Source organism: Duganella sp. BJB476 (genome assembly GCF_003416895.1).
Classification (GTDB): domain Bacteria; phylum Pseudomonadota; class Gammaproteobacteria; order Burkholderiales; family Burkholderiaceae_D; genus Rugamonas.
This window is the reverse complement of sequence record NZ_QVIO01000003.1, coordinates 50350-66125: the sequence shown is the minus strand read 5'-3', so window position 1 is coordinate 66125 and position 15776 is coordinate 50350. Positions and strand designations below refer to the sequence as shown.

Genomic DNA, 15776 nt, shown 5'->3' with positions numbered 1-15776 from the left:
GTTGCAAAGTCTCGGTCAAATCTTAGTCCATCAGTTTTTGTGCTTCGGCCACCTGGCCACGGTAGGCGTCGAAGATTTTCTTCAGCGCGTCAGCCATGGTGGTGGTCGGTTTCCAGTTCAGCTCTTCGCAGGTGTTGGTGATCTTCGGTACGCGGTTCTGCACGTCCTGGTAGCCGGTGCCGTAGTAGGCGCCCGACGTGGTCTCGACGATCTTGACCTGCTTGGCGCCGGTGGCGTACTCAGGATACTGCTCGGCCAGCTTCAGCATCATGCCGGCTAGTTCGCGGATCGAGTAGTTGTTGACCGGGTTGCCGATGTTGTAGATCTTGCCCGAAGCAGCGCCGTCCTTGTTGTCGATGATCTTCATCAGCGCGTCGATGCCGTCGTCGATGTCGGTGAACGCGCGCTTCTGCGCGCCGCCGTCGACCAGCGAGATGTTCTCGCCACGGACGATGTGGCCGAAGAACTGCGTCACCACGCGCGACGAGCCTTCTTTCGGCGTGTGGATCGAATCCAGGCCGGCGCCGATCCAGTTGAATGGACGGAACAGCGTGAAGTTCAGGCCTTCCATGCCGTAGCCCCAGATCACGCGGTCCATCAGCTGCTTGGCGTTGGAGTAGATCCAGCGCGGCTTGTTGATCGGGCCGCAGACCAGCTCGGAGTTCTCAGGGTCGAACTCGTCGTCGTGGCACATGCCATACACTTCCGAGGTCGACGGGAACACCAGGTGCTTGCCGTACTTGGCGGCCGAACGGACGATAGGCAGGTTGGCCTCGAAGTCCAGTTCGAACACGCGCAGCGGCGCTTTGACGTAGGTCGATGGCGTCGCAATGGCGACCAGCGGCAGGATCACGTCGCATTTCTTGACGTGGTACTCGACCCATTCCTTGTTGATGGTGATGTCGCCTTCGAAGAAGTGCATGCGCGACTTGTAGGCCTCGTTCTCCAGCACGTCGGTGATGCGGTCGGTGCTCATGTCCATGCCGTAGACATGCCAGTCGGTCGTTTCCAGGATGCGCTTCGACAGGTGATGGCCGATGAAGCCGTTGACGCCGAGGATGAGGACTTTTTTCATGTGATAGTTACCCAGGTAATGTTCATTGTCCGCCAGCGGACAGCTCCGCCAGGCGGGATTGCAACTGCTCAGCCGTTACGGGTTCCCCGTCGGCCGTCAAGGCGGAAATCGTCAGCATGCGGCCATCGCCGCACACGCCAAAGATGCAATTATCCACTACTGTCAAGCCCGGTGGCAAACTTAGCGATACAACATTGCCGAAATTGCCAGACAATCGGGCCCGTTGCAGCACATATCGTACACCGCCGATATCGGTGAAGGCGCCGGGGTAGGGCGGGGCCACGGCGCGGTGCAGGTTGTACACATCCTGGGCCGGCAGCAGCCAGTTGATGCGGCCGTCCTCGGGTTTGCGGCCGCCGAAGTAGCCGCCCTTGCTGAGGTCGTTCTTGGTGCGCGGCGCCGTGCCGTCCAGCAGCGACGGCAGCACCATCCACAGCGCCTGCTCTGCCGCCACGGTGACCTTGCCGAATACTTCGAAGGCGGTGTCGTCCGGCAGCACAGGCACTTCCATCTGCGCCACAATGGCGCCGGCGTCCGGCTTGACGGTCATCTCGTGCAGGGTGGCGCCGGTGACGGTGGCGCCGTGCAGCACCGCCCAGTTGACCGGCGCGCGGCCGCGGAATTCCGGCAGCAGCGAGCCGTGCATATTGAACGCCGGCGCCACCGCCAGCAGCTCGGCCGGCAGCATGTTGCGGTAGTAGAAGCTGAACATCAGGTCCGGGTTGATCGCCTTGACCTGGTCCAGCAGCTCGGGCGACCTGGCGTCGGCCGGCGTGATGTAGGGAATGCCCTCGGCCTGGCACAGCGAAATCACCGATTCGAACCAGATGTTTTCGCTGGCGCTGTCCTCGTGCGTGACCACCAGCGCGACATCGACGCCGCCGGCCAGCAGCACCTTCAGGCAGCGCACGCCGACGTTGTGGTAGCCGAAGACGACGGCGCGTTGCGGTTTGTTGAAATCAGTCATGGCCTCGGCCTACGGTACGTTTTTCCACACCGGCCGGCGCGTCGAGCGACTGGCCGGGTTTTTGTTCCAGTATCGTTTGTACCACGTAGCGAGGGCGCGCGCGCACCTGTTGGAAGATGCGGCCCACGTATTCGCCCAGCAGGCCGATGCCGAACAGGATGGTCCCCATGAAGAAGAAGGCGATCGCGAACAGCGTGAACAGGCCTTCCGCTTCCGCGCCCAGGAACAGGCGGCGCACCAGCAGCACGAACACCAGCAGGCCCGAGGCCAGCGACAGCAGGATGCCGAACATCGAGAAGAATTGCAGCGGCACCAGCGAGAAGCCGGTGACCAGGTCGAAATTCAGGCGGATCAGGCTGTACAAGGAGTACTTCGATTCGCCGGCCGAGCGTTCTTCGTGCTCGACGATGATCTCGGTCGGCTTGCGCGAGAAGCGGTAGGCCAGCGCCGGCACGAAGGTGTTGACCTCGCCGCACTGGTTGACCAGGTCGATCACATTGCGGCCGTAGGCGCGCAGCATATTGCCCTGGTCGGTGATCTTGATGTTGGTGATCTTTTCGCGCAGCTGGTTCATGGCCTTGGACGCGTAGGTGCGCCACGCCGAATCCTGGCGTTTGCGGCGGATCGAACCGACGTAGTCGTAGCCTTCGCGGATCTTGGCCACCAGGTTGCCGATTTCCTCGGGCGGGTTTTGCAGGTCGGCGTCGAGCGTGATCATGATGTCGCCGCGCGAGGCTTCGAAGCCCGCCAGGATCGCCATGTGCTGGCCGTAGTTGCCGTTGAACAGCACCACGCGGGTGACGTCGGGACGCAGGCGGAACTGCTCGGCCAGGATGGAGACCGAGTTGTCGCGGCTGCCGTCGTTGACGAACACGATCTCGTAGGTCGTGCCGAGCTTGTCGAGCGCCGGATACAGGCGGTCGAACAAGGACTGCAGGCCGGCCTGCTCGTTGTAGATGGGAATGACGACGGTAATTTCTGGTTTCATCAACGACACGCTCATTTGATCAAAATCGCTTTCACGGCGGCGACGGCACGGTCGACATCGGCCGTGGTCATGGCATAGAACATCGGCAGGGTCACGGTCAGGCGGCCGATTTTTTCCGACACGGGGAACATGCCCTCCTTGAAGCCGCGCTCGCGGTACATGGTGAACAGGTGGATAGGCGCGTAGTGGTAACCGGTGCCGACGTTGAACCGCTCCTGCATCGCGCGCATGAAGTCGGCGCGGGTGGTCGGGCCGTTATCCGGCAGCACGATCTGGAACAGGTGGTAATTGCTGGTGTCGAAGGCCTGCAGCGGCAGCTGGGCGCCGGACTGCGCTTCGAAATCCGGGCCGAAAGCCTGGTAGTAATGGCGCGCCAGGTTGCGGCGGTGCGCGGTGATGTTGTCGATATTGGCGAACTGGCCCAGGCCGATGGCGGCCATGATGTCGCTCATGTTGTACTTGCCGCCGAGGACATCGACATCGATGCCGTCGACGCCGCTGCGGGTCACGCCCTGCAGGCGGTACTTCTCGGCCAGCTTGGCTTCTTCCAGGTTGTTCAGCACCAGCGCGCCGCCTTCGCCGGTGGTGATGTTCTTGTTGGCCTGGAAGCTGAACGAGACGAAGTCGCCGAACGAGCCGATGCGCTTGCCGTTCCATTCGGAGCCGAACGCCTGCGCCGCGTCTTCGATCACGCGCAGATTGTGTTTCTTGGCGATGGCGTACAGGCGGTCCATGTCGACGGGCAGGCCGGACAGGTAGACCGGGATGATGGCCTTGGTGCGCGGGGTGATCGCGGCTTCCACTTTGTCCAGGTCGATATTGCGGGTGACCGGGTCGATATCGGCGAACACCGGCGTGGCGCCCACTTCGATGATGACGTTGGCCGTGGCGACCCACGAGATCGAGGTGGTGATGACTTCGTCGCCGGCGCCGATGCCGGCGATGCGCAGTGCGATCTCCATCGTGCAGGTGCCGGAATTGAAGGTGCGCACAGGGCGGCCGCCAAAGTATTCGGACATTTGGGCTTCGAAGGCGGCCACTTTGGGGCCGCTGGTGATCCAGCCGGAACGCAGCACGTCGCTGACGGCGGCGATGGTCGCCTCATCGATCGTAGGTTTCGAAAAAGGCAAGAAAGGTAAGGCGGAGGTCATTGGGTAGGTCGCTCTCGTTGTTTTTGGCTTATGGCCGCATTCTAAATTGTTCGTCAGGTACGCGCCAGCAAGGCGACGCCCACCAGGATGATGCCGATGGCGACCAGGCGCTGCACCGTCAGCGCTTCGCCGAACAGGTACCAGGCGCCGACGGCGGTGACCACGTAGCCGAGCGACAGCATCGGATAGGCGATCGACACGTCCACCCGCGACAGCGCGATGATCCACAGCACCACCGACAGCACGTAGCAGGTCAGGCCGCCGATGATGGGCAGCTGCATCGCCACCTTGAGGCCGACCGAGAACAGGTTGTTCAGCGTCAGGTGGATCTCGCCGACGTTCTTGGCGCCGGCCTTGAGCAGCAGCTGGGCGATGGCGTTCAACAGCACGCCAAAAACGATAAAACCGAAAGTTGCGATATTCATGTGTTTTTTTAATAAGTTACAGGTTGGCCACGACCACGCGGCGCGTATCTTCGGCCACCACGCGCATGGCCAGGCCATCGTCCTTCAGCTCTTCATATTTCTCCGGGCTGAGGATGGCCAGTACTTTCACGCCTTGCTTGATGTGTTCATTCCACTGCACCACGAACTCATCGACCGTCGGGATAGACAGCTCCGGCTGCTGGCGCAGGCCGAAGGTGAACTCGTCCCAGTAGTCGACCAGCACCACGGTGCGCTGCAGGTAGAAGGTCATCGACTGTTCGTAGGTGCTGACCGAATAGACCTTGGTGTCGGGCTTGAGCTCCGGCAGGATCTTCAGCGCGATCGCTTTACCGGCGCGCATTTTGCCATACGGCTCGAAGCCGGTCAGGATCAGCTGGGTGGCGACGAAGCCGGCCACGGCCATGGTGAGCACTGTCAGGTCGCGGCGCAGGTGGCGCGCATGCAGCAGCGCCAACGCGCCGCCGGCTGCGGCGACGATGCCGGCCATCAGCACCCACGGCTGGTAGGCTTCCAGCAGCGCGGTTTCCTCGGGGTGGCGCACCGCCATGGTGACCATCTGCGGCACGGCGGCAACGCCGGCAACGCCGATCAGCACCAGTAGGCCGGCGGCGATCATGCGGCTGCGGCGCGAGGCGTTTTCCAGGTTGACGGCGATCAGCAGGGCCAGCGCCGGGAAGATCGGCAGGATGTAGCCGGGCAGCTTGGAGCTGGAATAGCTGAAGAAGAAGAAAATGAACACGGCCCAGATCAGCAGCAGCAGCTTGGGCTGGAACACGCCGTTGCGCTCGCGGCGCACGGCGCCCCACAGCGCCTGCGGCAGCAAGCCCAGCCACGGCACGATGCCGGGCACCAGCATCACGAAGAAGTAGTACCACGCGCCTTCGCGATGGTGGGTCTTCAGGAAGAAGCGTTCCCAGTGCTCGTGCACGAAGAAGAAGTAGGGCTGTTCGGGATTGCGCTGCGCCACCAGCACGAACCACGGCGTGGCGACGGCGAAGAACAGCAGCAGGCCCTTGCCCAGGTGCAGGCGCTTCCAGATGGCGATATCGCCCGACAGCGCCGAGTACAACACCAGCACCGCGCCCGGCAGCACCAGGCCGATCAGGCCCTTGGCCAGCACCGCCAGCGCCATGCCGGCCCAGCAGACCAGCATCCAGTTGCGGCGTTCGCCGTCGGAGGCGCCGTCGCGCTGGGCGATCATGACCGCGCACAGCACGATGGTCATCATGCCCGACAGGCTCATGTCCAGCGAATCGATCTGGCCGGAAGCCACCCAGAACAGGCTGGAACCGAGCGCCAGCGCGGCGTAGAAGCCGGCGCGCGCGCCGAACACGCGGTTGCCCGCGTAGCCGGTCAGGATCACGCCGCCCAGGCCGCACAGGCCGGTCCACAGCCGTGCCTGCCATTCGCCCAGGCCGAACACGGCAAACGAGGCCGCGTTCATCCAGGTTTGCAGCGGCGGCTTTTCAAAATACTTGATGCCGTTCAGGCGGGTGGTGATCCAGTCGCCGGTGGTGAACATTTCGCGCGCCATTTCGGCGTAGCGGCCCTCGTCGGGCGGCACCAGCGTGCGCACGCCCAGCACATACAGCCAGACGATGATGAACGCGGCCAGCAGCGACCAGACGATTTTCTTGGAGTTGTACAGGTCGTTCATCAGGCGGGGTTGCCCTCGTTGTGGTCGATCGAATTGTCAATAACTAAGGCGAGCGTGACCTTGCGGCCTTCGCCCATCAGAATGTTGTAGGTGCGGCAGGCGGCCTGGCTGTCCATGCATTCGACGCCGATGCGGCGCATGGTCAGCGCGGCGGTCAGGCGTGGGTGGATGAAGCGCTGTTTGGCGCCGGTGCCGAGGATGACCACGTCCGGGCTGTCGGCGCCGATGGTGTCGAAATGCTCTGCGGTAATAGATTCGAAGGTGGGGGCGTCCCAGGCGCGCGGCGGGATTTCCGGCAGCACGATCAGGCTGTAGTTGTAGCGCTGGGCGTTGATTTCGACGCCGGTTTCATCGTAACCGGTAACAGTCTGGTATTTTTGAGTATCGCTGGCGTGGAGCTTCATGACAGAAATCGTGTGTTTAGTCGGCAAAAGAAGCGCCATTGTAGCGTTTTTCCGGGGTGATCCTGCGCTTTCCACCCCTTACAGGTTGATTAAATGGGATGCTTTCGGCAGAATGGATCTTTTCGCATTGCAGCAAGGGCCGCCGGGGTATTTTGGCAGTCCTGAGCGGTTTGCCTCACCAAGACAGGATTTTATTTTGCGACCGATTCAAAAATCGAACAAATTAGCGGAAGTCTGCTACGAGATCCGCGGCCCGGTGCCGGAAAAAGCCCGGCAGATGGAGGAAGAAGGCCATAAGATCACGAAGTTGAATATCGGCAACCTCGCCGTGTTCGGTTTCGATCCGCCGGATGAAATCGTCCAGGACATGAAAATCAACCTGCACAATGCTGCGGGCTACACCGATTCCAAGGGCATGTTCGCGCCGCGCAAGGCCGTGGTGCATTACACCCAGAGCAAGAATATTCCCGGCGTGAGCATCGAGGATGTCTATCTTGGCAACGGCGCGTCCGAGCTGATCGTCATGTCGATGAACGCGCTGCTCAACACCGGCGACGAAGTGCTGGTGCCTGCGCCCGACTATCCGTTGTGGACCGCGGCGGTGTCGCTGTCGGGCGGCACGCCGGTGCACTATGTGTGCGACGAGATGCAGGACTGGTTCCCGGATATTGAGGACATGCGCCGCAAGATCAACTCCAACACGCGCGCCATCGTCGTCATCAACCCGAACAATCCGACCGGCGCGCTGTACCCGGTCGAGCTGCTGCTGCAGATCATCGAACTGGCGCGCCAGCACCAGCTGATCATCTACGCCGACGAAATCTACGACAAGGTGCTGTACGACGGCGCCGAGCACGTCTCGATCGCCTCGCTGGCGGATGACGTGCTGTTCGTCACCTTCAACGGCCTGTCGAAGAACTACCGCGCCTGCGGCTACCGCGCCGGCTGGATGGTGGTGTCGGGCCAGAAAGACCATGCGAAAGATTACATCGAGGGCCTGAACATGCTGGCCTCGATGCGCCTGTGCGCCAACGCGCCGGGCCAGTTTGCGATCCAGACCGCGCTCGGCGGCTACCAGTCGATCCACGACCTGGTGGGGCCGGGCGGGCGCCTGCTCAAGCAGCGCGACCTGGCCTACAAGCTGCTCACCGATATTCCAGGCGTAACTTGCGTCAAGCCGAAAGCTGCGCTGTACATGTTCCCACGCCTCGATCCGAAGATCTACCCGATCGCGGACGACCAGCAATTCGCCTACGAGCTGCTGGCCGAAACCAAAGTGCTGATCGTCCAGGGCAGCGGCTTCAACTGGATCGCGCCGGATCACTTCCGGGTCGTGTTCCTGCCGAATTCGGACGATATGATCGAAGCCTTCGGCCGTATCGCCAAGTTCATGGAAGGCTACCGGAAACGTCACGGCGCCAGCTTCTAACAAACAATAGAAACGATTTATATGAAACCCATTAAAGTAGGTTTGCTCGGCGTCGGTAACGTCGGTGGCGGCACGTTCGACGTGTTGTTGCGCAATCAGGAAGAAATCCGCCGCCGCGCCGGCCGCGGCATCGAAATCGTCGCCGTCTCGGCCCGCAACCTGGAGCGCGCCAAGCTGCGCACCGGCGGCAAGGTCAAGGTGGTGGCCAGCCCGTTCGACATCGTCAACGATCCGGAAGTCGACATCGTCGTCGAGCTGATCGGCGGCTACGACCAGGCTAGGGAGCTGGTGCTGCAAGCCATCGCCAACGGCAAGCACGTGGTCACCGCCAACAAGGCGCTGCTGGCCGTGCACGGCAACGAGATTTTCGCCGCGGCGCAAGCCAAGGGCGTGATGGTGGCGTTCGAGGCGGCGGTGGCCGGCGGCATCCCCATCATCAAGGCGCTGCGCGAAGGCCTGACCGCCAACCGCATCGAATGGCTGGCCGGCATCATCAACGGCACCACCAACTTCATCCTGTCCGAGATGCGCGACAAGGGCCTGGACTTCGCCACCGTGCTCAAGCAGGCGCAGGAGCTGGGCTACGCCGAAGCCGACCCGACCTTCGACATCGAAGGCGTGGACGCGGCGCACAAGGCCACCATCATGTCGGCGATCGCCTTCGGCATTCCGGTGCAGTTCGACAAGGCGCACGTCGAGGGCATCTCCAAGCTGAACGCCATCGACATCCGCTACGCCGAGCAGCTGGGCTACCGCATCAAGCTGCTGGGCATCGCCAAGCGCGCCAAGGTCAACGGCGTGGAAGGCGTGGAGCTGCGCGTGCACCCGACCTTGATCCCGGCCAAGCGCCTGATCGCCAACGTCGAAGGCGCGATGAACGCCGTGCTGGTGCATGGCGACGCCGTCGGCGCCACGCTGTACTACGGCAAGGGCGCCGGTTCCGAGCCGACCGCGTCGGCGGTGATCGCCGACCTGGTCGACATCACCCGCCTGGCCACCGCCGATGCCGAGCACCGCGTGCCGCACCTGGCCTTCCAGCCGAACGCGATGACCGATATCGAGATCCTGCCGATGTCGGAAATTACCACCAGCTACTATCTGCGCATGAACGTCAGCGACCAGCCGGGTGTGCTGGCCGACCTGACCCGCATCCTGGCCGACGCCACCATCTCGATCGACGCCATGATGCAGAAGGAACCGGCGGACGGCGAAACCCGTACCGACATCATCTTCCTGACGCACCAGACGCAGGAGAAGAACGTCATGTCGGCCATCGCCAAGATCGAAGGCCTGGCCACCGTGTGCGGCAACGTCACCAAGATCCGCCTGGAAAACCTGAGCTGATTTTAAAGCGGGGGTCAAGTCTGACATTCGGACACGAGCTCTGCCGTAGCGCGAGTTACGGCAGAGCTCGTGTCCGAATGTCAGACTTGACCCCCGCCGTACGGACGAAAAAAACCGGGCAGCGTCTACGCACGCTGTCCGGTAAAGACTTACTCCTATTAACTCAGGGTTACTGCTACTGCTTACTTCGAAGCGACGGTCAGTTCGCTTTTCACTTCTTTCACGCCCGGCACGGCCGATGCGACCTGGATGGCTTTGGTGCCGATATCGGTGCTCGCTACGGAGCCGCTCAGCACAACCACGCCGTCGGTGGTGGTTACGCCGATTTGTTTTTGATCTGCCAGGGAAGCCTTGATCTTGCTGGTGATGGCGTCGTCATTGGTGGCAGTGCCGGTCTTGGCGGCGCCTGCCATCGCGGCTTCGGTCTGGCCGGCGGCGTATGCGGTGCCGGTGGCGGCAGCGGCGGTCAGGGTGGCGGCAACCAGCAGGCGGGCGATCAGTTTGGTAGTCATCATGATTTGCTTCCTTCTTTCAAGTTTGAGGGTGAAACGTCAGTGACGTTATCCTCTCCTTTGCAAACCCCGTGCCAGCTCCAATAAACTGTTTAAAATCAAACGCTTAAATGCGATTTTTCTGTTGAGCCCGGATCGGTCGTGGCATTTCCGACCATATTGCCCCGGTTTTGTCGGGAGATGGCGACAAGCTTCCACCGCCATTCCGTAAGTGATTGATATGTAAGCGTTTATTCCTGTCGCTCGGCGGCGACAGCGCCGGCGTCGCCGCGAAACAGGCTGGCGTCCAGATCGTATTTTTGCAGCAGGCGATAGAACTCCGTGCGGTTGCGCTCGGCCAGGCGGGCGGCGTCGGCCACGTTGCCATCTGTGAGTTTCAGCAGCTGCACCAGGTAATTGCGCTCGAAGCGCTGCTTGGCTTCGGTGTAGCTCAGCACTTCCAGCGACGGCACCCGCAGCGCCCGCTGCACCAGCGACAAGGGCACCAGCGGCGCGGTCGCCAGCGCGCACACATGCTCGACCACGTTGTACAGCTGCCGCACATTGCCCGGCCAGGCGGCCGTGGTCAGCGCCTCCAGCGCGCCGGGCGCATAGCCGCGCACCGTCTTGCCGTATTTGGCGGCTAGCGATTGCAGGAACTGGGTCGCCATCGGCGCGATGTCCTCGCGCCGTTGCGACAGCGGCGGCAAGGTCAGCGTGATGACGTTGAGGCGGTAGTACAGGTCTTCGCGGAACTGGCCTTCCTGCATCGCCACGTCGAGGTCGCGGTGGGTGGCCGACAGGATGCGCACATCCACCGGTCGCGCCACGTCCGAACCCAGCTGGCGCACCACACGCTCCTGCAGCACGCGCAGCAGCTTCACTTGCAGCAGCAGCGGCATGTCGCCTATCTCGTCGAGGAACAGCGTGCCGCCGTCGGCCGCCTGCAGCAAGCCTTCGCGGCTGGCCACGGCGCCGGTGTAGGCGCCCTTGACGTGGCCGAACAGTTCGGACTCCAGCAAGGCTTCGGGTATCGCGCCGCAGTTGACGGCGATGAAGGGCGCCTTGCTGCGCCGGCTGGCGCGATGGATGGCGTTGGCCAGCAGCTCCTTGCCGGTGCCGCTTTCGCCGCGGATCAGGATGCTGGCGTCGGAGGCGGCCACCAGCCGGGCCTCCGCCAGCAGCTCGTCCATGCACTGGCTGCGGCTGATCAGGCCGGCACGCCAGGCGTGGTCGCCGCTGACGGGGCCGGCCTCCGGCGCGGACAGACTCAGCGCCTGCTCGATGCGCTCCAGCAGCGTCTTGGCGTCGAACGGCTTGGTCAGGTAGGCGTAGGCGCCCAGCGTGGTCGCCTCCACCGCGTCGGGGATGGTGCCGTGCGCGGTCAGCAGGATCACCGGCAGCGCCGGCCAGGCGCTGCGGATTTCCTGGAACAGCGACATGCCGTCGCGGTCCGGCAGGCGGATGTCGCTGATGACCAAGCGCGGCAGCTCGATCGCCATGCGCGCCAGCGCCGCCTCCGCGCTGCCGACGGCCGTCACGCGGTAGCCGTTGGCGCTCAGGCGCATGGACAGCAGGCGCAGCAGGTCGGCATCGTCGTCCACCAGCAGCAGATGGGCGCCCTGGCCGGCGGCGGCGCTGCGCGGCGCGCCGTTGTCGCCGGCGCGGGTCTGCGCGCCGGGTTCGCGCTGCGGTTTCAGGTCCTCGGCCGGCGCGTTCATTTGATCACCGCCTGCGGCCCCGGCGCTGGACGGGCCGGCAAGGTGCGCTCGATGGTCTTCAAGCCTTCCAGCATCTCGTTGAGCTGGTCGATGCGGCGCAGGCTGTCCTTTTGTTGCACGGCCAGCTTGTCGGCATGTTCGGCCAGGCGGCGCGTCTCCGCGCAATTGCTGGACAATAGCTGCGCCAGTGCCTTGAACGGCTGCGCCTCGGTGTCGGTGGCGGTGGCCACGCTGTCGAGCAGCGCCTGCGCGCGCGCCAGGTCGCCGCTGCCGCGCGTCAGCATCAGCACCATGCCCATCTGGATCGCCACGCGCGGGCTGCGCTGTTGCAGGCCCAGGCCGCTCAACTCCTTCAGCATGTCACCCTGCGTCATCTTGCGCAGCTGTTGGTGGTAGCTCAGCAGCGGCCCGACTTCATCCGGCGGCGGTGGCGGCGGCAGTTCGACGATGGCCGGCGGCGGCGGCAGCGTCACTTCGGCCGGCGTCGGCAGCGTCGGTCGGGGCGAACTCAGCGTGCAGGCGGCCAGCGACAGGCTGAGCGCCAGCAACAGCAGGGGGGAGGCAACGTCATATTTCATAAGGCAGTTCGATCCGGAAATGCGCGCCCTGGTCCGAGGGCAGCAGTTGCAAGGCGCCGCCGTGGGCGGCGATGTATTCGTAGACGATGGACAGGCCGATGCCATTGCCCCGGCGCGCGCCGGCCGGCTGGCGCGAGCCCTGGTAAAACGGTTCGAAGATGCGCGCCGCGTCGGCCGGCGCCACGCCCGGCCCCTGGTCGATGCAATCGAGCAGCAGCTTGCCGTCCGACTGGGCGAGGCGGAAGACGATCTGCCCGCCGGGCGGGCTGAAACGCAGCGCGTTCGACAGCAGGTTGCCGACGGCGACCGCCAGCTTGTCGGCGTCGACGGCGATGGGCGCGGCCTGGCCTTCGATGGCGACGCTCAGCCCGGCCGCCTGCCATTGCAGGCGCTGGCTGGCGATGGACTGCGCCAGCAGCGCCGCCATGTCGGTCGGCTCGCGTTGCAGATGATGGGCGTCGAAAGTGGCGGCGTTGTAGCGCAGCAGCGCCTCGATCTGCGATTGCAGCGCCGCCGTGTTCTGGTTCAGGATGCCGGCGATCTCGCGCTGGTTGGGCGACAGCGCGCCGGCCACGCCATCCTCCAGCAAGGCCACACCTTCGCGCAGCGCCGCCAGCGGCGTCTTCAGTTCATGCGAGATGTGGCGCAGGAAGCGCGCCTTGTCCGCCTCCAGGTCCGACAGCCGCTGGCGCAGCCAGTTCAGCTGCTGGCCCACGTGTTGCAAGTCGCTGGGGCCGCGCACGGCGATCGGCTGGTCGTAGCGGTTCTCGCCCAGCCGGTCGATGGCCGATTCGATCTGCGCCAGCGGCCGCGACAGCCACAGGCCGAAGCCGCCCGCCAGCAGCGCCGCCAGCACGATGGACGCCATCACTTGCCCCTTCAGCACGCCGCGCCGCTGGTCCAGCTCGCTGAGCAGCTCGCTGTTGCGGCGTTCGACTTCCTGTTTGACTTCGTCGGCCAGTTCGGCGTTCACCGACGGCAGCGGCGCCAGCACTTTTTCCAGCGCCTGCTGGCGCGCGCCGGAACGCGGCCGCGCCGGCGCCTGCAGGATGTCCCATGCCTGCTCGCCGGCGTGGCGCCAGCGCTCGAAGGTGCCGGGCGGGGTGTAGGGCAGGGCCGCCGCCACCGCGTCCAGCGCCGTGCGCGCCTCGCGCCAGGCGTCGGCGTAGCGCTTGCGGAAGGCAGGATCGTCCAGCACCAGGAACTGGCGCGCGCTGCGCGCCATCGCCACGCTGCGCTCGGCCAGTTGTTGGGTGTTTTCGGTCAGTGCCAGGGCGTGGCGTCCGCTGTCGCGGCTGTGGGTGGCGAGCCGGTCGAGGGTCCACAGCGCGTGCAGCGAAGCGGCGCTCAGCAGCACGGCGATCAACAGGAAGACGCCCAGCAGCAGCTGGCGAAACGAAAGTTTCGTAAGCATCGTCGTTAAATAGTCTCTATATTGGCTGAATGATATGGCCAAAGCGGCCCTACAGCCTGTTCGATTGGTTACGTTGTTGTTCGGCACGGATGCGGAATTTTAGGTTGCGCATGGCAACACTATTCGATTACGCTGATTTGCAAATATATGTGTGCCGATTTAACCTTTGGGGAGTGTCATGGCTAGTCTACTGCGCCGTTTGTCTATTCAGCAAAAACTGATGCTCAGCATGGCGGCCTGCCTGTTGCTGTTCCTGGTGGTCTCGGCCACGCTCAGCGTGGTCATGACGGGCAACAGCATCCGCGACCGTGTAGTGAACCAGGAGTTGCCGGCCGAGGTGGGCGAAATCCGCAACGACATCCTGCGCCAGATCGGCGAGCCGCTGGCGGCCACGCTATCGGTCAGCGCCAACACCTTCCTGCTGGACTGGGAGAAAGCCGGCTTGCCGGACAGCGGCCTGCCGGCCTGGATCGCCTACGCGGCCAGCATCCGCAAGTCCGCGAAGGCGGCGGCAGTGTCGTGGGTGTCCGGCAGCACCGGCAAGTATTTCGACGAAAAAGGCTACAGCCGCACGCTGGACAAGGGCGCCGCGGCCGACCAGTGGTTCTACAGCTTCCTGGCCAGCGGCAAGCCGTATTCGCTGAACCTGGACAAGGAACCGGGCGCCACCACCTACAACGTCTTCATCAATACCCGCTTCGACACCGGCGACGGCAAGATCGGCGTGGCCAGCCTGGGGCTGTCGGTCAATAAATTGGCGGAGAACATCCGCAGCTACAAGGTCGGCGCCTCCGGCTTCGTGTATCTGGTGCGGCCGAACGGCATGCTGATCGTGCATCGCGATACCGCGCTGGCCGACGGCCAGCATTTCATGAAGGACCTGCCGGGCTTTAACACCGAGTTGACCACCAAGCTGCTGGGCGGCCAGACCTACGCCAGCGCCAGCTACTCGGCGCCGGGCGGCAAGCGCCTGGTGGCGTCGTCGTTCGTGCCGGAGTTGAACATGTACGTGATCGCCGAAGTGCCGGAGTCCGAAGTGCTGGGCGCGGTCACGCGTTCGGTGACGGTGTCGGCGCTGGTGGGCGGCCTGGTGGGCGGCGGCCTTGGCATGTTCGTGGTGTTCCTGGTCAGCCGGGCGATCGCCGCGCCGGTGGCGCGCGCCGCGCACATGCTGGGCGAGATCGCCGACGGCAACGGCGACTTGAGCCGCCGCATGACGGTCGAGAGCGAGGATGAGGTCGGCGCGCTGGCCGATGGCTTCAATCGTTTCGTGTCGTCGTTGAACGTCACCATCCGCAAGGTGCGCGACAGTACGGAGACCATCGCCACGGCGTCCAGCGAGATCGCCAGCGGCAATCTGGATCTGTCGTCGCGCACCGAGGCGCAGGCGTCCAGCCTGCAGGAGACCGCGTCCGCGATGGAGGAATTGACGGCGACCGTGACCCAGAACGCCGACAGCGCCAAGCAGGCCAACCAGCTGGTGCAGTCGGCCTCCGGTTATGCGACCGAGGGCGGCGAGGTGGTGGGCCGCGTGGTGCAGACTATGGTGTCGATCAAGGACAGCTCGCGCAAGATTGTCGACATCATCGGCGTGATCGACGGCATCGCCTTCCAGACCAACATCCTGGCCTTGAACGCGGCGGTGGAGGCGGCCCGTGCAGGCGAGCAGGGCCGTGGCTTCGCGGTGGTGGCGTCCGAGGTGCGCAACCTGGCGCAGCGTTCGGCCAGCGCGGCCAAGGAGATCAAGGAACTGATCGGCGATTCGGTGGCGAAGGTGGATGCCGGCAGTGTGCTGGTCGACGAGGCCGGCGTCACGATGAGCAAGATCGTGTCGTCGGTGGAGCAGGTGACCAGCATCATGGGCGAGATCGTCGCCGCCAGCCACGAACAGAGCGAAGGCATCGCCCAGGTCAACCTGGCGGTGACGGAAATCGACAGCACCACGCAGCAGAACGCCGCGCTGGTGGAGCAAGCGGCCGCCGCTGCGGGATCGTTGCAGGAGCAGGCCGCGCATCTGGCGGAAGTGGTCAGCGTGTTCAAGCTGGAAGAGGAGCAGCGCGCTGTCACAACGCGCCTGGCGCTGCGCTAGGCTTGTTGCCGGCGCTGCTAAA

The 15776-nt window shown here is 64.1% G+C and carries 14 protein-coding genes; 3 read left to right on the top strand and 11 right to left on the bottom strand.

Features of this window, described 5'->3' with window-relative positions; all coding sequences use genetic code 11:
- Positions 1-22 precede the first annotated feature (22 nt).
- The 7 genes from D0T21_RS13625 to D0T21_RS13595 are packed head-to-tail and all read right to left on the bottom strand — an operon-like array spanning position 23 to position 6688.
- Positions 23-1075, bottom strand: a complete 1053-nt coding sequence (locus tag D0T21_RS13625; RefSeq protein WP_116990130.1) for a bifunctional UDP-4-keto-pentose/UDP-xylose synthase — start codon at positions 1073-1075, stop codon at positions 23-25.
- 22 nt (positions 1076-1097) lie between these two features.
- Positions 1098-2042, bottom strand: coding sequence for a formyltransferase (locus D0T21_RS13620; protein ID WP_116990129.1), 945 nt, complete (start codon positions 2040-2042; stop codon positions 1098-1100).
- Complete coding sequence (locus D0T21_RS13615; RefSeq protein WP_116990655.1) at positions 2035-3030, bottom strand: glycosyltransferase; 996 nt, start codon at positions 3028-3030, stop codon at positions 2035-2037. The genes D0T21_RS13620 and D0T21_RS13615 overlap by 8 nt, the downstream gene beginning before the upstream one ends.
- Before the next feature lie 11 nt (positions 3031-3041).
- On the bottom strand, positions 3042-4181 hold the full coding sequence (locus D0T21_RS13610) for a DegT/DnrJ/EryC1/StrS aminotransferase family protein (protein ID WP_116990128.1): 1140 nt from the start codon (positions 4179-4181) through the stop codon (positions 3042-3044).
- Between the two features lie 53 nt (positions 4182-4234).
- On the bottom strand, positions 4235-4606 hold the full coding sequence (locus tag D0T21_RS13605) for an SMR family transporter (protein WP_116990127.1): 372 nt from the start codon (positions 4604-4606) through the stop codon (positions 4235-4237).
- 16 nt (positions 4607-4622) lie between these two features.
- Entirely contained in the window at positions 4623-6284 is a 1662-nt protein-coding gene (locus D0T21_RS13600) for a glycosyltransferase family 39 protein (protein WP_116990126.1), read from the bottom strand.
- Entirely contained in the window at positions 6284-6688 is a 405-nt protein-coding gene (locus tag D0T21_RS13595; RefSeq protein ID WP_116990125.1) for an Mth938-like domain-containing protein, read from the bottom strand. Before D0T21_RS13595 ends, D0T21_RS13600 begins: the two co-directional genes overlap by 1 nt.
- Positions 6689-6884: 196 nt before the next feature.
- Here D0T21_RS13595 and D0T21_RS13590 point away from each other — a divergent pair, with 196 nt between their 5' ends.
- Together D0T21_RS13590 and D0T21_RS13585 are read left to right on the top strand one after the other, a co-directional pair.
- Positions 6885-8117 (top strand): pyridoxal phosphate-dependent aminotransferase, encoded by a 1233-nt coding sequence (locus D0T21_RS13590; RefSeq protein WP_116990124.1) that lies wholly within the window; start codon positions 6885-6887, stop codon positions 8115-8117.
- A gap of 21 nt (positions 8118-8138) precedes the next feature.
- A complete protein-coding gene (locus D0T21_RS13585) occupies positions 8139-9461 on the top strand; it encodes a homoserine dehydrogenase (RefSeq protein WP_116990123.1) in 1323 nt (440 codons plus the stop codon).
- A gap of 182 nt (positions 9462-9643) precedes the next feature.
- Here the strand turns inward: D0T21_RS13585 and D0T21_RS13580 are convergent, their stop codons facing one another.
- From D0T21_RS13580 to D0T21_RS13565, 4 genes are all read right to left on the bottom strand, one after another.
- Positions 9644-9976 (bottom strand): BON domain-containing protein, encoded by a 333-nt coding sequence (locus D0T21_RS13580; RefSeq protein WP_116990122.1) that lies wholly within the window; start codon positions 9974-9976, stop codon positions 9644-9646.
- 227 nt (positions 9977-10203) lie between these two features.
- A complete protein-coding gene (locus tag D0T21_RS13575) occupies positions 10204-11673 on the bottom strand; it encodes a sigma 54-interacting transcriptional regulator (RefSeq protein ID WP_301546336.1) in 1470 nt (489 codons plus the stop codon).
- Entirely contained in the window at positions 11670-12251 is a 582-nt protein-coding gene (locus D0T21_RS13570) for a hypothetical protein (RefSeq protein ID WP_116990121.1), read from the bottom strand. Before D0T21_RS13570 ends, D0T21_RS13575 begins: the two co-directional genes overlap by 4 nt.
- Positions 12241-13665 carry a HAMP domain-containing sensor histidine kinase gene (locus tag D0T21_RS13565; RefSeq protein ID WP_116990120.1) on the bottom strand — a complete coding sequence of 475 codons (1425 nt, stop codon included), beginning with the start codon at positions 13663-13665 and terminating at the stop codon, positions 12241-12243. Before D0T21_RS13565 ends, D0T21_RS13570 begins: the two co-directional genes overlap by 11 nt.
- A gap of 178 nt (positions 13666-13843) precedes the next feature.
- On the opposite strand from D0T21_RS13565, the gene D0T21_RS13560 reads away from it, so the two are divergent.
- Positions 13844-15754, top strand: coding sequence for a methyl-accepting chemotaxis protein (locus D0T21_RS13560; protein ID WP_116990119.1), 1911 nt, complete (start codon positions 13844-13846; stop codon positions 15752-15754).
- Positions 15755-15776: the final 22 nt, after the last annotated feature.

Excerpts from the sequence above, each read along its gene's own strand:
- D0T21_RS13625 (WP_116990130.1), bottom strand. The coding sequence starts at position 1,075 with ATGAAAAAAGTCCTCATCCTCGGCGTCAACGGCTTCATCGGCCATCAC.
- D0T21_RS13620 (WP_116990129.1), bottom strand. The coding sequence starts at position 2,042 with ATGACTGATTTCAACAAACCGCAACGCGCCGTCGTCTTCGGCTACCAC.
- D0T21_RS13615 (WP_116990655.1), bottom strand. The coding sequence starts at position 3,030 with ATGAAACCAGAAATTACCGTCGTCATTCCCATCTACAACGAGCAGGCC.
- D0T21_RS13610 (WP_116990128.1), bottom strand. The coding sequence starts at position 4,181 with ATGACCTCCGCCTTACCTTTCTTGCCTTTTTCGAAACCTACGATCGAT.
- D0T21_RS13605 (WP_116990127.1), bottom strand. The coding sequence starts at position 4,606 with ATGAATATCGCAACTTTCGGTTTTATCGTTTTTGGCGTGCTGTTGAAC.
- D0T21_RS13600 (WP_116990126.1), bottom strand. The coding sequence starts at position 6,284 with ATGAACGACCTGTACAACTCCAAGAAAATCGTCTGGTCGCTGCTGGCC.
- D0T21_RS13595 (WP_116990125.1), bottom strand. The coding sequence starts at position 6,688 with ATGAAGCTCCACGCCAGCGATACTCAAAAATACCAGACTGTTACCGGT.
- D0T21_RS13585 (WP_116990123.1), top strand. The coding sequence starts at position 8,139 with ATGAAACCCATTAAAGTAGGTTTGCTCGGCGTCGGTAACGTCGGTGGC.
- D0T21_RS13580 (WP_116990122.1), bottom strand. The coding sequence starts at position 9,976 with ATGATGACTACCAAACTGATCGCCCGCCTGCTGGTTGCCGCCACCCTG.
- D0T21_RS13575 (WP_301546336.1), bottom strand. The coding sequence starts at position 11,673 with ATGAACGCGCCGGCCGAGGACCTGAAACCGCAGCGCGAACCCGGCGCG.
- D0T21_RS13570 (WP_116990121.1), bottom strand. The coding sequence starts at position 12,251 with ATGAAATATGACGTTGCCTCCCCCCTGCTGTTGCTGGCGCTCAGCCTG.
- D0T21_RS13565 (WP_116990120.1), bottom strand. The coding sequence starts at position 13,665 with ATGCTTACGAAACTTTCGTTTCGCCAGCTGCTGCTGGGCGTCTTCCTG.
- D0T21_RS13560 (WP_116990119.1), top strand. The coding sequence starts at position 13,844 with ATGGCTAGTCTACTGCGCCGTTTGTCTATTCAGCAAAAACTGATGCTC.